This window comes from Acinetobacter sp. neg1 (genome assembly GCF_000788125.1).
Lineage (GTDB): Bacteria > Pseudomonadota > Gammaproteobacteria > Pseudomonadales > Moraxellaceae > Acinetobacter > Acinetobacter vivianii.
In genome coordinates, this window is the sequence record NZ_JSZD01000004.1 from 132,588 (window position 1) to 148,037 (window position 15,450).

The following is a 15,450-nucleotide window of genomic DNA, read 5'->3' on the forward strand; positions in this document are numbered from 1 at the left end:
ATGACAAAATCATGCAAGCTTCATCTTCATATTTTTTATATAAGAATTTCATATTATTGTTAAATAAAATGAGTTGGTTATGATTTATTTTCTTTACCACATATTAAAAAGTTAAACTTTCTTCCCAATCTAATCACTATTTAATTATGAATAAAAAATGAAGATATAAATAATAATAATTATCATTTGTATTTGTTTTTTGTTAGAATTCCCACAAATTTTAAATAATCTTTTAAGATCTCTCTGAATCGGGTGGGAATATGTCCAACAAAATAGCACGTCAATCACTCCTTACTATTTCCGTATTGGGCGGTATGATGGCGCTTGCACATGCAGCAGAAACTCAAGCGAATAAAGATGCTGTACAACTGGAAAAGATTGTTGTGACTGCGAGCAGCCAAGCTGTAGATGTAAAAGATGCGCCAGCGAGTATTAGTGTCATTACGCGTGAAGATATTGAAAAACAGCCAGTGGCAAGTATTGGTGATTTGCTGAGTAAGGTTCCTGGTGTTACAGGCGGTATTAGCCCAAATGGTGATGGATCAAAAATTAAATTACGTGGTTTGCCAGATAATTACACACTTATCTTGATTGATGGTAAACGTATTGGATCCTCTCGTGATACGAATTATCGTCCAGACTCAGGTCGTCAGGATTTAAACTGGATTACACCTGAAATGATTGAACGAATTGAAGTCGTTCGAGGTCCAATGTCATCACTTTATGGTTCAGATGCAATGGGTGGAGTAATCAATATTATTACCCGAAAAATTCCAAATAAATGGGGAGGAAGCCTAACCCGTAATTATACTGTTCCAACAACGTCGAGAGATCTTGGTCATACGGATCAAATGGGAGTCATGGTGACAGGCCCATTAACAGAAAATCTAGGGTTACGTTTGACCGCAGGCCGTACTGAACGTGAAGCAGACCAGAATATTAAAGCTGGACAAGGTACCTCTGGATACATCGATGAAAATTATAATGCATTATTGAATTATAAAATTAATGATAAACATCAAGTTGCTGTTGAGGCAGGAATTTCAACACAAAAAAATAAAGCAGGATTTGGTGAGGTCGTTGGACGTGGTGGTGCGATTAGTGAGGGAGAGGTTGCTTGGGGGCCAGATGATTTAGAACATCATACGTATAGTATTTCACATGATGGTGATTGGGGTTTTGGTAAATCAAAACTGTCTGCCTATTACAATGATTATGATAGTAGTAATGCGAGTGGCATTGCTAAATCAAATGAAACGATCATTGAAGGAAATTTAAATATTCCATTTAATGCCTTATTTGAGCAGTCCTTGACTGTTGGTGGGCAGTGGAAGAAAAATGAACTCACAAATACACAAACAATCGGCACATTACCAGATGGAAGCTGGGACGGGCAGAAATATTCTGATCCAACAGTTGAGAATAAAACTTGGGCACTTTTCCTAGAAGATAATATAAGTTTATTAGATAACTTAAATTTGACGGTTGGCAATCGACTTGATCACGATGATAAATATGGCTCGCATCATAGTCCTAGAGCTTATCTGGTTTATCATCCTTTAAATGATTTCACTATTAAAGGGGGAGTGGCAAAAGGATTTAGAGCGCCGTCATTAAAAGAAACAACACCAGGTGCAGCAACATTCTCGCGTGGGAATGGCTGTAGTTCTTTAATTCCGTTGGGTTATGTATCGGGTGGTTGCTATATGGCTGGCAACCCGAATTTAAAACCTGAAGAAAGTACAAACTATGAAATCAGTTTAAATTACAACGGTTTCAATTCTGATTTGGGTGTGACTTATTTCCATACAGATTTCAAAGATAAAATTGATTATGCACCATTGGCAGAGATCAATGGTCGTTGGTATACCCGTTATGAAAATATTGGTAAAGCACGTACTCGTGGCTTAGAGGTTGTCGCAAACTTTCCAATTACAGATACTGTGAACTGGAATAATAATATGACGTACTTCTTTGAAGCGAAGAACTTAGATACTGGTAAAGAGTTAATTACCACACCTAAAATTACAGTAAATTCGGCGTTAAATTGGAAACCTACGGATGCTTTGGCATTAGAGTTCAATGCTAGACATCTTGGTAAGCAATATTTTGGTGACAATGTAACAACTAGCAGTTTGCAAAAACCTCATACCATTTTCGGAGTTTCTGCAAACTATGATTACAATGATAATTTGACCTTTAGAACAGGTATCAATAACTTGTTTGATAAGAATTTATCAAATGGTAGTGATTCATACTTAGTTGAACGCCAACGGGCATTTGTTGGTGTTACTGTTAAATATTAATCTTTTGAAACAAGCCAGAAAGATCTCTAGTGATCTTTCTGGTTTAAAATTTCTTGTATTCTTTCAGAATAATAAAACCTCTCTAAATACGTGCGAGCACGCTCACGCAAATAACCCGTTTCGATCACCTGTTGAAGAACAGGCGCAAGCAAATGGCTGAGTTCATTTTCAATCAGGGCTTCATCAATATTCAGATCACGTAATAAAAGATCAAAAGTCCGTTCCTGATTACGTGCGTACCATGCATACACACCATCATGTACTTGTTGTTTTAGATACGGTGTTTGACGAATATGATCCCAAATCTCATGCCCCATCTCGACGGTTTTTGGTAAGTCCTGTACTTCTACATAATTACGCAATACCGATAAGGGCATGACTTTAATCTTATGCCAGAGATTGGCCTGAAAATGATAGAGCTTGTCATCATTAAAATGCTGATTCAGCACTCTCTCACTCATTTGACTGATTTTTAAAATATTCTTTTGTAAATAATGCGCAATGGTTTCGTTCAGATTGGAATCTGTTACCGTTTCTAAAACAGATTTGCCCATTTTCATAAAATGTCCGACACCTGGAACGCGTTTCGACATGACTGAATTATCCAGATAATCCTGAATCGAGTGCTGGATTAACTGGGTAATCAATGCAGAGAACGCGGGATTGTTCACCACGGTTTTAATTAAACGCTGGCGGTGTCCACTTTTACTGGCAACATACTGGGCAATCGAATCTACGGTAAGAACAGGAATAACATCTTCAATGGTGGTCTGGTCATTAATCGGGTGAATCAGGGCAAAACGAATATGTTCTGCAATCTGCTCAACCAGAAATGCACTTGCGGGTGTCGCAAGAATTTGTTTTTCAATCAGGTTGAAAATCTGTTCAAAAGACCAGATCTGCTGTAACGGCTGTAAACGCAACCAATGATAGAACTGTTTAAATTCCGATTGAATGGTGTCTGGCTGTACAAACTCATGCTCAAGAAAGTCGAGCTGTGCATCAATCAGTTGTTCTATCATTGGATGTTTAAACATATATTCTCAAATCGCTAAATTAAGTTTATTGCGCTGGAGCCGCAGCAGGTTTTTGTGCCTGAATTTTGCTGAGGAAAGGTAGATATTGCTGAACCACCAGTTGATCTGCTTCCAGAATCGGCATATGACCGACATTGTCCAGAATGACAGGTGTCTGGGCATTTTTCAGTAATGCTTTTAATTCAGGGACGACTTCGACATTGACGATTTTATCTTGCTTACCCCATAAAATCAGGGTCGGTGCATCAATTGATCTTGCCAGCAAAGCAAATGAATCAGGCGTATAGAGCTTATTTAAGGCAATCACCTGATCGACCATTTTCTGGGTTTGCTCAACCTGACCAATCATCATTTTTTCTTGCGCCTGAGCAATTTCCTTTGGAATGAATGGCGGAGTAAACATGGCTTGTTGCATCAGGAAATTGAAATCTCCTTTCTTGCTCACAATCATGTTTTTCACCTGATTTGGATCTTTTAAATAAGGCGTGGTCGCTGCCTTATAGACACCCGCCGCATCAATAAGGAACAGGCTTTTGGTTTCAAAAGGATATTGACCCGCATAGAGCATGGCAATAGAACCACCCAGTGAATGACCCGCAACATGCGCTGGGCCTGTCAGATTGGCAGCTTCTACAAAACGGCGTAATTTCTCTGTGACATTCGGAACAGAATAGTCAAAATCTTTAGGTACTAATGTTTCACCGCTGGCTGGTAAATCAGGAATGATGACGTGGTAGTTTGCCGTGAGGGCGCGTGCAACACGGTTCCAGTTGTCACGACTGCCTGCAAGACCATGAATTAAAATGACGATTGGCTTACCCGCTTGACCGCCTTCACTATACGACCAAGTGATATCGCCTACTTTTAAGGTCTTGGTTTGTAAGCCAGCCCATGCACGCTCTTGTTGCAACAGGTTTTGAAAATTCATTTCTATTTCGGCAGCTTGAGTTGTACTCACTGCTAGTGTGCTTAAGCTACATGCCAGTAAAGCAGCGCCCAAAGCCTGACGAAAAGGTTGGGTAAGTCGGGTATTTATCATCGTTGTTCAATCCTTGATCTATTTTTAAACCAATTGATTATTGAGGAAGAGACGACGCGAGTCATTTGCATAATCTACAGATGTATGGAAATTCTTGCCAATGAAATCAGCAATTTTCCGCTATTTTACGGTTTAAAAGATTAGCAAGTATGCTGATCGTTTCTATTTTTGTCAGTGACTTTCAAACGGGCGCACATTAAACTGTTGCCTTAGGTCAATCACACATGGATACATACATGCTCACCGCACAAGAAGCATTAGAACGTTTAAAAGCTGGTAATGCCCGTTTTGTAAAAGGAGAGGCAGTTCAACAAAGATTGTTATCTCACCAAGAACGTGCCGAGATGGCAAGTGATCAAAATCCTTTTGCAATTGTTTTAGGCTGTTCTGATTCACGTGTACCTGCTGAAATGGTTTTTGACCAAGGTTTGGGTGACTTGTTCGTGATTCGTGTGGCAGGCAATATTGTGGCGCCTTCACAGGTCGGCAGTGTTGAATTTGCAGCAGAGCGTTATGATTGTGCTGTTGTGGTGGTACTGGGTCATAGTCATTGTGGTGCGATTCAAGCCACGATTGATACCTTGATGAACCCTGATCAGCCGCCTTCATCGAATTTAATGTCGATCGTAAACCGTGTTCGTCCGTCGGTTGAAATCTTGATGCAAACCGAACTCAAAAATGATTTGAAAAAATTGTCTGCGCATGCGGTACGTTCAAATGTATTTGCTTCTGTGAATCAGCTTCGTCATGGCTCTGCTGTGCTGGAAAGCCTGATTGAAAAGGGCAAAATGATTGTCGTTGGTGCAGAATATTCGCTAGAAACAGGTGAAGTTTCTTTTTTTGATTTCTAAGAATCAGGGCGAGTTTTAACTCGCCTTAATTTCGCTGTTGGAAGCATAAATTTTAATTTTTTATTGAATTAGAAAAATAAGTGAAGCAAAAGGGCAGAATCGATATGAAAATCATGCCTGTAACCGAGCCGTTATTGGCCGACTGGCTGCAATTAAGAATATTACTCTGGCCTGATCATGAAGACGCGCATTTACTGGAAATGCGGCAGCTACTCGAACAACCACATACTTTGCAATTATTAAGCTATAACGATCAGCAGCAAGCAATTGCCATGCTGGAAGCGTCTATTCGATATGAATATGTAAATGGTACACAAACCTCACCTGTGGCTTTTCTGGAAGGCATTTATGTCTTGCCTGAATATCGACGTTCAGGTGTTGCTACCACTTTGGTGCAGCAAGTAGAAGACTGGGCAAAGCAATTTTCCTGTACCGAATTTGCTTCAGATGCAGCAATTGATAATACAATCAGTCATGCCATGCATCGCGCGCTGGGTTTTCAGGAAACCGAACGTGTGGTTTATTTTAAGAAAAAGATCAGTTGAAATCGTCTATTGAGTGGAAGGCGCAGTTTATAACGCACCTTTAATATAAGGATACGCCAGATTCAGCATCATCGGCTGTGCTTTTGCATTTGGATGAATCTGATCGTTCTGAATCAAGTGTTTTTGTCCTGCGACACCTTCAAGAAAGAAAGGCAGTAATTTCACTTTATATTGCTGGCTGATCACCTTGTAATTATTTTCAAAGGCTTTGCTATAGGCTGTGCCGTAGTTAGGCGGTATTTTCATCCCAAACAGTAAAACATGGGCTTTCTGCTTCTGACTCAGCTGCACCAATTGGGCAAGATTTTTTTGAATCATTTGTGGGGGCTGACCGCGTAAGCCATCATTGCCACCCAGTTCAATCACCACCACTTCTGGTCGATAGGTTTGCAATAATTTTGGCAGTCTTGCCAGCGCACCACTGGTGGTTTCTCCACTGACACTTGCATTGACCACCTTGTGCTGTTTCGGATACTGTTGGTCTAAACGTTGTTGTAATAAGTGAACCCAACCTTGTTTTGCATCTATGCCATAACCTGCGCTCAGGCTATCACCCAAAATTAAAATAGTCTTTGCTGAAACCAGTGTCGGGATCAAACAGACACTGATCATTGCAAGCGTTTTAGATACTGACAAGATAACTTTAGATATTTGCATTGCACTTCAAATTTGTCCTAAAGGATACGTGACATCATGCCACAACCGATTATTTCTGCCCAAAAAGTTACACAAAATATTCAAATTAATCAGCAAAGTTTAACGATTTTAAAAGATATCGATTTGGAAATTTATCAAGGCGAACAGATTGCCATTACAGGTCGGTCAGGTTCAGGAAAATCGACCTTGTTGGGGATTTTGGCAACACTTGATCGTCCCAGTGCTGGGGAGTTATGGGTATGTGGACAGGCGGTGCATAGTTTGTCGGAAGAACAGCGCGCGCAGGTTCGTCTGGAAAATATCGGCTTTGTATTTCAGTCTTTTCAGCTATTGCCGCAGCTCAGTGCACTGGAAAATGTCATGTTGCCATTGCGCTTACAGCCTGATTTTAATTTCAAGCAGGCAGAACAAAAAGCATTGGCATGGTTAGAGCGAGTTGGGCTGGTACGTCAGGCCCAGCAAACACCGAAAGTGCTTTCTGGTGGGGAGCAGCAGCGTGTTGCGATTGCCAGAGCATTGATTGCAGAGCCGAAAATTATTTTTGCAGATGAGCCCACGGGTAATCTGGATGGACAAACGGCTGAAGAAATTGAACAGCTATTATTTGAGCTTAATAAAGAATTAGGAACAACCTTGGTTCTGGTGACGCATGATCAGAATCTGGCTGCTTTATGTCAACGTCATGTCAAACTGGCTGATGGTCAGATTCAGGAAATTGTAAAGCTTGAGGTGGGCTTATGAGTTCAGTTCTCAAGCCGCTGTTGCTGCAAAGTTTTCGTACGGGTGGGTTATATTTATTAATCATTGCACTTTCTTTAGCAATTAGTGCGACCACAGCACTCAAGTTCAGTAATACCCAAGTACAAAATGCCGTGACCCTACAGGCCGCTGAAATGTTGGCTGCGGATCTGGTGCTCTACGATCAAGATCCAATTCAGACCGAATGGTTACAGCAAGCACAAAAACTGGATTTGCAACAGGCTACTGTGACCGTGTTTAGTTCGATGGCGCATACCTCGGATCAGTTTGTGATGGTCAATGTGAAAGCCGTTGATGCGCATTTTCCATTACGGGGTGAACTGGAAATCCAGCCCAAGTCACAAGGTATTCAAACTGGACAGGTTTGGCTGAGTCCTCGTGCAGCTGATCTTCTACAGGCGAAAGTGGGGGATCAGGTTGCGATTGCGGATGGGCAGTTTAAAGTGACGGGGATCATCGAACATGATTCTAATCAGGAGCTTGGCTTTTCAGGATTTTCACCGACAGTGATTATCTATCAGGCAGATATTGCCAAAACTAATGCCGTTCAAGTGGGTAGCCGGATTGAGTATCGGTTATTGATGGCAGGGCAGTCTGAGCAGATCAAGGCATTTAAAAATATCTTCAGGCAGCAAACACAGCATGAACAGACGCTCGATCAACCGAGTGATCAGCAGTTGGGCGAGGGCGAACAAGGTTCGTTGAAGTTACGCGATGCCAGTCAATCCAATACGCGCTTAATGAAACCGATTGAAAATCTGGATACTTTTTTACAGCTTGCCAATTTATTAACCATTCTGCTGTGTGGTATTGCGATTGCATTGACCAGTCAACGTTATGTGCAACAGAATCAGGATCATATTGCCCTGATGCGCTGTCTAGGGGCAAGTAAGAGACAGATTTTGCTGGCTTATCTGGCCTTGCTTGGAATTGTCAGTGCTTTATCGATTGTGTTGGGCAGTCTGATCGGGATTGCTTTAGGTTATGGTTTATTGCAGTTGATGTTGCAGCTGATTCCACAATTACAATTAAGCTTTGCGCTGGCTGATTTGCTGTTTGCCTTGCCTGTCGCCATTTTTACCAGTGTGATGGTGCTGATTGGTTTTATCTTGCCAAGTATCTGGGAGTTATTAAATACACCGCCGATTCGGGTGATCCGCCAGCAGGAGCGTTCACGTAAGTCGTATTTCGCCATGTTTGCAGTCGGTATTGCCAGTCTGGTGATTTTTAGTTTGGTGCTCAGTGATAATTTACAGTTAAGCCTATGGGTCTTAGCCGCGATCTTGATTTTGTGTGCGACGCTTTTTGCCGTGATCTGGTTGCTTTTAAAAGCGATCAAACAGCTCAAACATCCTGTATCAGCCTATGTACGGATTCCACATCAAACTGCTTTACAGATTACAGCCCTCGCTTTGGGCCTGAGCTTAATTACGGTATTGAGTGTATTAAGAACAGATTTATTGGAGCGTTGGCAGCAACAATTGCCCGAAGGGACACCGAATCAGTTTGTTTATGGCCTACCGCCGTTTGATATGCCTCAGTTGAAACAGCAGCTTGAGCAAAATAAATGGCAGACCACTCCGCTTTATCCGAATATTCGAGGCCGACTGGTTGCCAAAAATGGTCAGCCTTTTGCAGCAGAACAGGTAAAACAAAATAATTCATTGCGCCGTGAACTGAATCTGACTCAAGCCGCAGTGTATCCGAAAGATAATGTGATTACGCAGGGCAGTTCCCATTTTACCCAGATTGGTCAGGTGTCTGTGGAAGCAAAACTGGCGACTGAGCTTGGGATCAAGATTGGGGATCAACTCAGTTTTAGCTTACCCGAAGGGCCAATGAATGCGACTGTCATCAATCTACGGAGCGTGGAATGGGAAAGTTTTAGTCCTAATTTCTTCTTTATTTTTTCACCACAAACCATGGATGAGAATGCGGGCAGTTATTTAGGAAGCTTCTATGTTCCGCCAGCGGATCAGCCGAAAATGGTGCAATTGATTCAGCAATTTTCTAACACGGTATTTATTGATGTCGGGCGTATTCTGGAAGAGGTGAAACGTCTGGTCAATGTACTGGTGCAGATTGTCACGGTTCTAGCCATGCTGGTCGGTTTATCCGGTGTACTGGTACTGATTGCCTGTTTAAATGTACTGATGGATGAACGCCGTAAAGAGGTGGCTCTATTACGCTCTTTTGGCGTTGCCAAGAATAAATTAAAACGTATGCTCAGTCTTGAGATTGGCTTTATCGGCTTGTTGGCGGGTGTCGTGGCCTGTCTGTTTGCAGAGGTGATCAGCGCGATTGCCAGTTACAAGATGCAAATGGCCATTCAGTGGCATGCTGAGATCTGGTTGATTTTGCCGTTAAGCATGATGCTGATTTGTACCTTGATCGGGCGCTATCGCTTGAGTTACTTATGCGATATTCCGCCCTTACAAAGTTTAAGAGAAATGAACCAGTCTTAAAAAGAGAGCTGGTTCTGACGCAGGATTTCATTCCAGAGAGGATTGAGTCCTGTGCTTAATTCTGTGCAATAAAAATAGAATGCGCTGAGCAATAGGGCACCAATCATTAAGGCAATGACTTGAGCCAGTGTATTTCTCGGCGTTTTCTGGCTGAAATACCATGTCACGGCTAGCAATGCACCCATGATCATGCCACCAATATGTGCGGCATTATTAATCCCTGAAACGGTAAAACCGAAGACAAGGTTAATCGCCATAATCATTAATAATGATTTTTTATCCAGCAAGAAGCGTTGCTGTGGCAAAGGTGGAAACAGGGAAATGACGGTGAGTGCCGCACCTAGCCCCATCACGGCACCTGAGGCGCCAGCACTGATATGCGGGAGTAATTTCGGATCAAAATGTTGTAAAAGTTCGTAGCCATCACGGATGCTTAGATAACTGGACAAGACACTGCCCATGAGACCAGCCAGAAAATACAAACCGATATAATAGCTTCGACCAAATAATTGTTCTGCCACACTGCCAAAGATATACAGCGCCCACATATTTAACATTAAATGGATCATGCCAAAGTGAAAAAACATGCTGGTGAACAAGCGTTCTGCCTGCCCAGTAAAGGTGAGCGGTGTAAAATCTGCTCCCCAAGCGATTGCATCAACAGGGGCAGGGTCGGTAATATTCACCCCTGAAAGAATTTGCCAGCCAAATAATCCGACATTGACTGCGATTAACAATGCAGTAAACCACCATGTTTGTATTTGCAATTTTTGATTGATTTGTGGTGGAGTCGTTTCAGTCATATGTTTACGCTAGTTATTGATATAAAAAATAGCTTAGCATGAATTCATTGCATGATGGAGTGATGCACTTTAATGAAAGCCTTTTTAGCACGAGCAGTAATGTTGATTATTGGCGTCATTCTACTGATCCAGCTCTGGATTTTTAGTAGTCTGGTCTGGTGGCGAACCCATCCAGTGAATACGACCATGTTTATGCGTTGGGATTACTTTACCGACTTTAAACCGATCAAACAGGAATGGCGTGACTATGACAATATTAGTGATAACTTCAAACGCGCAATTTTAGCGGGCGAAGATGCCAAGTTTATTCATCATCATGGCTTTGACTGGGCGGGGATCCAGTTTGCACTGGAGCGCAATAGCAAAAAAGGTGAACTGGTCGCGGGTGGTTCAACGGTTTCACAACAGCTGGCAAAAAACCTGTTTCTTTATAATAAACGTTCTTTCATCCGCAAGGGGCAGGAAGCTGTAGCGACATGGATGATGGAGCGGATGTGGTCAAAACGACGCATTCTGGAAGTCTATATGAACTCGGTTGAGTTTGGGCAAAACATTTATGGTGTTGAGGCAGCAGCTCAATTTTATTATGGCAAAAGTTCTAAAAGCCTCACCCGAGAGCAGGCTGCATTTTTAGCCGCATTGTTGCCAAATCCAAAGTATTATCAAGACAACCGCAATGACCGTAAGTTGCAATATCGCAAGCGGGTGATCTTAAAATATATGAATGGGATACAACTTCCGCAATAATTCGCCAAATTTTAAAAAAAAGCCCAATATTTTGGGCTTTTTTACCAAATTGACATAATTTTGCAGCATACTTAAATCATCACTTGATGAATGATAAAGCAACAAGGTTGGGTATGAATACTGCAGTGACGACAACAACGCCAATAGAATACAGTTACAACGATCGTTATATAAATCGTGAGCTTTCGATTCTCGATTTTCATCTACGCGTACTGGAACAGGCTGTCGATCCACTTCATCCATTATTAGAGCGGATGAACTTCCTTCTGATCTTTTCACGTAATCTGGACGAATTCTTTGAGATCCGTGTTGCGGGAATGATGGAACAACTGACGTTGGGCAATGAAAGCCGCACTCCAGATGGTTTGACGCCAAAGCAGGTTTTAGAACAAATTTCAAAAACAACACATGCGGCAATTGAACGTCAGTACCGAATTTTAAATGAAGAAATTTTGCCGAAATTACGTGAAGAAGATATTTGCTTCTTACGTCGTGGTGAATTGACGCCTGCACAATCAGCATGGATCAAGAAATATTTCCATGAACAGGTGGCACCTGTGCTTACGCCAATCAGTCTGGATCCTGCGCATCCATTTCCACGACTGGTGAATAAAAGCCTGAACTTTATTGTGACCTTAGAAGGGAAAGATGCCTTTGGTCGTCAAATTGATTTGGCGGTTGTACCTGCACCGCGTTCATTACCGCGTGTGGTACGTTTGCCAGATGAGTTGACCGATGGGAAAGAACACCATGTCATGCTCTCGGCAATTATTCATGAACATATCTCTGATCTGTTCCCTGGCATGACCGCAACAGGCTGCTATCAATTTCGTGTCACCCGTAATGCCGACTTAGCGCTAAACGAAGATGTTGAAGATTTGGCAAAAGCGTTAAAAGGTGAGTTGAGTTCTCGTCGATTTGGCCGTGCAGTACGTCTAGAAGTAACTCATAACTGTCCAAAACATATTTATGAATATCTGCTCAATGAGTTTGATCTAAATGAAGAACAACTCTATCGCGTAGATGGCCCTGTAAATTTGGCGCGTTTATTATCAAATTTCAAACGTCCGCATTTACGTTATGACTCACACACACCTGTGATTCCAAAAGCTTTTAAAAAGTCTGAAAGTATTTTTGCAGCAATGCAGAAACAGGACATTTTATTGCATCATCCATTTGAATCTTTTGCGCCTGTGATTCAGTTGTTGCGTGAGGCTGCACGTGATCCGCAAGTGCTGGCTATCAAGCAAACGCTTTATCGTAGTGGAGCTGACTCAGAAATCGTGCAAGTACTTGCCGAAGCTGCACGTAATGGTAAGGAAGTTACGGCAGTAATTGAGTTACGTGCCCGCTTTGATGAAGAATCCAATATTGAAGTGGCGAACGTATTGCAAGAAGCAGGCGCCGTAGTGGTATATGGCATCGTGGGTTATAAAACGCATGCCAAAATGATTCTGGTGGTACGCCGTGAAAATAATAAACTGGTGCGTTATGTACATTTAGGTACGGGGAATTACCACGCCACCAACGCACGTATTTATACCGATTATGGCCTCATGACCACCGATAAAGACCTGTGTGAAGATGTGCATCGTATCTTTCAGGAATTGACGGGGATGGGCAAAATGGCGAAGCCGAAGAAGTTGCTTCATGCGCCATTCACCTTGCATGCCCAGTTGATCAATTATATTGATGACGAAATTGCCAATGCCAAAGCAGGCAGACCTGCACAAATTATTATTAAAGTGAATGCTTTAACGGAAGTTCAATTGATTAATAAGCTGTATGAAGCTTCGCAAGCAGGTGTGCAGGTTGACCTGATTATTCGTTCAATTTGTTGTTTACGTCCGGGCTTACCAAACTTGTCAGAAAATATTCGTGTGCGTTCGATCGTTGGACGTTTCCTTGAACATACACGGGTTTATTATTTCAGCAATAATGGTAACCCACGTATATACGGTTCAAGCGCTGACTGGATGGATCGTAATCTGTTTAACCGTGTTGAAGCGTGTTTCCCAATTGAAGATCCAGCCTTGAAAAAGCGTATTTACCAACTGGGTTTATTGAATTACCTCAAAGATAATCAGCAAGCTTGGTTGCTACAAGGGGATGGTGTATGGGAACGTGCGCGACCGATGGAAGGTGAAGCACCGCATAATGCCCAACACACTTTACTTGAGGCGATCAAATAAAGTGATCTACCAAAAAGCCGACCGATTATGGTCGGCTTTTTTACGCGCAAAATTTAATTGGTTTTTATTTCCAGTACTAGTTGATTGACTAAATCGGCTGCTTCCAGCTCTCGAATTTGACTGACATTGCTGCCTGCCCAGAAAGCACCATAACTAAAGTCATTTTGCGCACTAGCGATACCCATCAACTGCTTCGCAAGATCATAGGTATATGGATAGGCAGGCACTTGAGGGCGATTTGGAGCGTCGATCTGTGTATGCCACGTGCCAATTAAACCACGTGCGGGTCGGCCTGAAAGACTAGCACTAATCTGAGTGATCGTTTGATTAAATAATGCCTTGCGGTAGGCAGCATTGGCACTGGAACTTTTACATTGTACAAAAGCTGTCCCTAATTGTACTGCTGCAGCGCCGTGTTTCAGCATGTCTTTGGCATGTTCACCATTCATGATGCCGCCTGCTGCAATTACGGGCAGGTTGCAGTGTTTTGTAATGAGTTGCACCAGATCAATGGTTTTAATCGCAGCATCAAAATGCTGATTGAAAATCCCGCGATGCCCACCCGCCTCAATGCCTTGCGCGATAATAATATCAATACCTGCCGCTTCAATCGCTTGAGCTTCAAGTAAATTGGTTGCAGACACCATGGTCATGATGCCAGCTTGTTTTAAAGCCTGAATCTGATGCGGGTGTGGGATACCAAAATGAAAACTGACTGCTTTGGGACGTGTTTCAAGTACCACATTGAGAAAGTCATCATTGTCTAAAAAGCTGGGATAAATACAGTTGAGCTGGGTCGGGGCTTCTGCAGCAAATTTCTCAAATTGGGGACGAAGATACTCAATCCATTGTTGGGCAGTTTCAGGGTTGAGCTGTTCTGATTGATGACAAAAGAAGTTCACCTGAAAGGGGTGATCAGTCAGTTCTTGTGTCTTTAAGATTTGTGCTTTGGCTGCTTCAGGCGTATTGGCACCGAGACCTAAAGAACCGAATGCACCTTGATTTGATACTTGAGCAGCAAGTTCAGGTGTAGAAACCCCAGCCATCGGCGCAAGTAAAATCGGATGTTTTATTTCTAATAATTCTAAAATTGACATGGTGGATGACTCACTGCATTTTTAATCACCTTAACGTAAAAACAAAAAGGCTTGCAAATAATAATCGCTATTTAATTATTGAATATAGACGCTATTTTCAGAATGACAGCATATTGGCCTAAATCGGAGTCACATTAAATAAGGAACCCACCCAGCTGGAAAATACCATTGCCAAGATGCCCCATATGGTAATGCGCAGGCTGCCTTTGAGCATTGAGGTATGCGCAAAGTAACTCGACAATGCACCCAATAAAGCCAGTGAAATAATTCCTGTAATTAACACAGCCCGTGCGATCCATGTATCTGGACTAAGCAAGATTGCCAACATAGGTAAGGCTGCACCACAAGAGAAAGAGGCGGCAGAAGAAAGCGCTGCCTGAACAGGATTGGCGGCAGTATTTTCATGAATGCCGATCTCATCTCGTGCATGCGCACCAAGTGCATCATGTGCAGTGAGTTGTTTGGCAACTTCATGAGCAAGTTCAGGATTTAAACCACGTGAGATATAGATTTGGGTCAGTTCTGCTAATTCGGCATGCGGATTTTTTTCCAGTTCTCGTGCTTCAAATCTCAGGTCCGATTTTTCAATATCTTCTTGAGACTTGACCGAGATATATTCACCTGCTGCCATAGACGTTGCGCCCGAGATTAGCCCAGCGATGCAGGTAATCAATAAGGTGTGAGAACTTGCACCACTGGCTGCCATCCCCATAAGCAGGCTGGTAACAGAAATAATGCCATCATTGGCACCTAATACTGCCGCACGGAGCCAGCCTGAACGTTGTATCACATGTGATTCTGCATGTTGTGAAAAAGACATAATTTTGCTCTTTTAAATCAATTTAATTTGTTCGCGTCTAGTTCTATAACAGTTCAATTGCTTGTAAAATTCTATTGTTGATTCATAAACTTAATCTATTATAAATTAACTTATTTTAACGATAGCATAACG

13 protein-coding genes are annotated in these 15,450 nt (G+C 42.2%); 7 read left to right on the top strand and 6 right to left on the bottom strand.

The genetic code is table 11. The annotated features are described in order from the left end of the window. Nucleotides 1-260 precede the first annotated feature (260 nt). Complete coding sequence (locus PJ15_RS00615; RefSeq protein WP_047426740.1) at nucleotides 261-2,306, top strand: TonB-dependent receptor domain-containing protein; 2,046 nt, start codon at nucleotides 261-263, stop codon at nucleotides 2,304-2,306. A gap of 26 nt (nucleotides 2,307-2,332) precedes the next feature. Here PJ15_RS00615 and PJ15_RS00620 read toward each other — a convergent pair whose 3' ends face one another. Together PJ15_RS00620 and PJ15_RS00625 are read right to left on the bottom strand one after the other, a co-directional pair. Further along, nucleotides 2,333-3,343: a hypothetical protein gene (locus tag PJ15_RS00620; RefSeq protein WP_047426744.1), complete on the bottom strand. Its 1,011-nt coding sequence runs from the start codon at nucleotides 3,341-3,343 to the stop codon at nucleotides 2,333-2,335. Nucleotides 3,344-3,368: 25 nt separating this feature from the next. Next, entirely contained in the window at nucleotides 3,369-4,382 is a 1,014-nt protein-coding gene (locus tag PJ15_RS00625; RefSeq protein ID WP_047426747.1) for an alpha/beta fold hydrolase, read from the bottom strand. Between the two features lie 236 nt (nucleotides 4,383-4,618). Between PJ15_RS00625 and PJ15_RS00630 the strand changes: the two genes are divergently transcribed. Together PJ15_RS00630 and aac(6')-I are read left to right on the top strand one after the other, a co-directional pair. Further along, entirely contained in the window at nucleotides 4,619-5,233 is a 615-nt protein-coding gene (locus tag PJ15_RS00630) for a carbonic anhydrase (RefSeq protein WP_032810306.1), read from the top strand. 104 nt (nucleotides 5,234-5,337) lie between these two features. Beyond that, nucleotides 5,338-5,778, top strand: a complete 441-nt coding sequence (gene aac(6')-I / locus PJ15_RS00635; protein ID WP_047426753.1) for an AAC(6')-Ighjkrstuvwx family aminoglycoside N-acetyltransferase — start codon at nucleotides 5,338-5,340, stop codon at nucleotides 5,776-5,778. Nucleotides 5,779-5,805: 27 nt separating this feature from the next. On the opposite strand, the gene PJ15_RS00640 is transcribed toward aac(6')-I, so the two are convergent. After that, on the bottom strand, nucleotides 5,806-6,429 hold the full coding sequence (locus PJ15_RS00640; RefSeq protein ID WP_171066973.1) for an arylesterase: 624 nt from the start codon (nucleotides 6,427-6,429) through the stop codon (nucleotides 5,806-5,808). 42 nt (nucleotides 6,430-6,471) lie between these two features. Here PJ15_RS00640 and PJ15_RS00645 point away from each other — a divergent pair, with 42 nt between their 5' ends. Next, nucleotides 6,472-7,176 carry an ABC transporter ATP-binding protein gene (locus tag PJ15_RS00645; protein WP_047426761.1) on the top strand — a complete coding sequence of 235 codons (705 nt, stop codon included), beginning with the start codon at nucleotides 6,472-6,474 and terminating at the stop codon, nucleotides 7,174-7,176. Next, nucleotides 7,173-9,659 (top strand): ABC transporter permease, encoded by a 2,487-nt coding sequence (locus tag PJ15_RS00650; protein ID WP_047426763.1) that lies wholly within the window; start codon nucleotides 7,173-7,175, stop codon nucleotides 9,657-9,659. Before PJ15_RS00645 ends, PJ15_RS00650 begins: the two co-directional genes overlap by 4 nt. Here the strand turns inward: PJ15_RS00650 and PJ15_RS00655 are convergent. Beyond that, nucleotides 9,656-10,462, bottom strand: coding sequence for a rhomboid family intramembrane serine protease (locus PJ15_RS00655; RefSeq protein WP_047426765.1), 807 nt, complete (start codon nucleotides 10,460-10,462; stop codon nucleotides 9,656-9,658). The two genes, PJ15_RS00650 and PJ15_RS00655, sit on opposite strands and share 4 nt — an antisense overlap. Nucleotides 10,463-10,534: 72 nt before the next feature. Between PJ15_RS00655 and mtgA the strand changes: the two genes are divergently transcribed. Beyond that, nucleotides 10,535-11,209: a monofunctional biosynthetic peptidoglycan transglycosylase gene (gene mtgA, locus PJ15_RS00660; protein WP_004770313.1), complete on the top strand. Its 675-nt coding sequence runs from the start codon at nucleotides 10,535-10,537 to the stop codon at nucleotides 11,207-11,209. A 113-nt stretch (nucleotides 11,210-11,322) separates the two neighbouring features. Then, nucleotides 11,323-13,401 carry a polyphosphate kinase 1 gene (ppk1, locus tag PJ15_RS00665; protein WP_047426768.1) on the top strand — a complete coding sequence of 693 codons (2,079 nt, stop codon included), beginning with the start codon at nucleotides 11,323-11,325 and terminating at the stop codon, nucleotides 13,399-13,401. Between the two features lie 53 nt (nucleotides 13,402-13,454). Here ppk1 and PJ15_RS00670 read toward each other — a convergent pair whose 3' ends face one another. After that, the gene (locus PJ15_RS00670; RefSeq protein ID WP_047426771.1) at nucleotides 13,455-14,498 is read right to left on the bottom strand and encodes an NAD(P)H-dependent flavin oxidoreductase; all 1,044 of its coding nucleotides are present in this window, start codon (nucleotides 14,496-14,498) and stop codon (nucleotides 13,455-13,457) included. A gap of 118 nt (nucleotides 14,499-14,616) precedes the next feature. Next, nucleotides 14,617-15,318 (bottom strand): VIT family protein, encoded by a 702-nt coding sequence (locus PJ15_RS00675; RefSeq protein WP_047426774.1) that lies wholly within the window; start codon nucleotides 15,316-15,318, stop codon nucleotides 14,617-14,619. Nucleotides 15,319-15,450: the final 132 nt, after the last annotated feature.

Excerpts from the sequence above, each read along its gene's own strand:
- mtgA (WP_004770313.1), top strand. The coding sequence starts at position 10,535 with ATGAAAGCCTTTTTAGCACGAGCAGTAATGTTGATTATTGGCGTCATT.
- PJ15_RS00650 (WP_047426763.1), top strand. The coding sequence starts at position 7,173 with ATGAGTTCAGTTCTCAAGCCGCTGTTGCTGCAAAGTTTTCGTACGGGT.
- PJ15_RS00625 (WP_047426747.1), bottom strand. The coding sequence starts at position 4,382 with ATGATAAATACCCGACTTACCCAACCTTTTCGTCAGGCTTTGGGCGCT.
- PJ15_RS00670 (WP_047426771.1), bottom strand. The coding sequence starts at position 14,498 with ATGTCAATTTTAGAATTATTAGAAATAAAACATCCGATTTTACTTGCG.
- PJ15_RS00630 (WP_032810306.1), top strand. The coding sequence starts at position 4,619 with ATGCTCACCGCACAAGAAGCATTAGAACGTTTAAAAGCTGGTAATGCC.
- PJ15_RS00620 (WP_047426744.1), bottom strand. The coding sequence starts at position 3,343 with ATGTTTAAACATCCAATGATAGAACAACTGATTGATGCACAGCTCGAC.
- PJ15_RS00645 (WP_047426761.1), top strand. The coding sequence starts at position 6,472 with ATGCCACAACCGATTATTTCTGCCCAAAAAGTTACACAAAATATTCAA.
- PJ15_RS00675 (WP_047426774.1), bottom strand. The coding sequence starts at position 15,318 with ATGTCTTTTTCACAACATGCAGAATCACATGTGATACAACGTTCAGGC.
- ppk1 (WP_047426768.1), top strand. The coding sequence starts at position 11,323 with ATGAATACTGCAGTGACGACAACAACGCCAATAGAATACAGTTACAAC.
- PJ15_RS00655 (WP_047426765.1), bottom strand. The coding sequence starts at position 10,462 with ATGACTGAAACGACTCCACCACAAATCAATCAAAAATTGCAAATACAA.
- PJ15_RS00615 (WP_047426740.1), top strand. The coding sequence starts at position 261 with ATGTCCAACAAAATAGCACGTCAATCACTCCTTACTATTTCCGTATTG.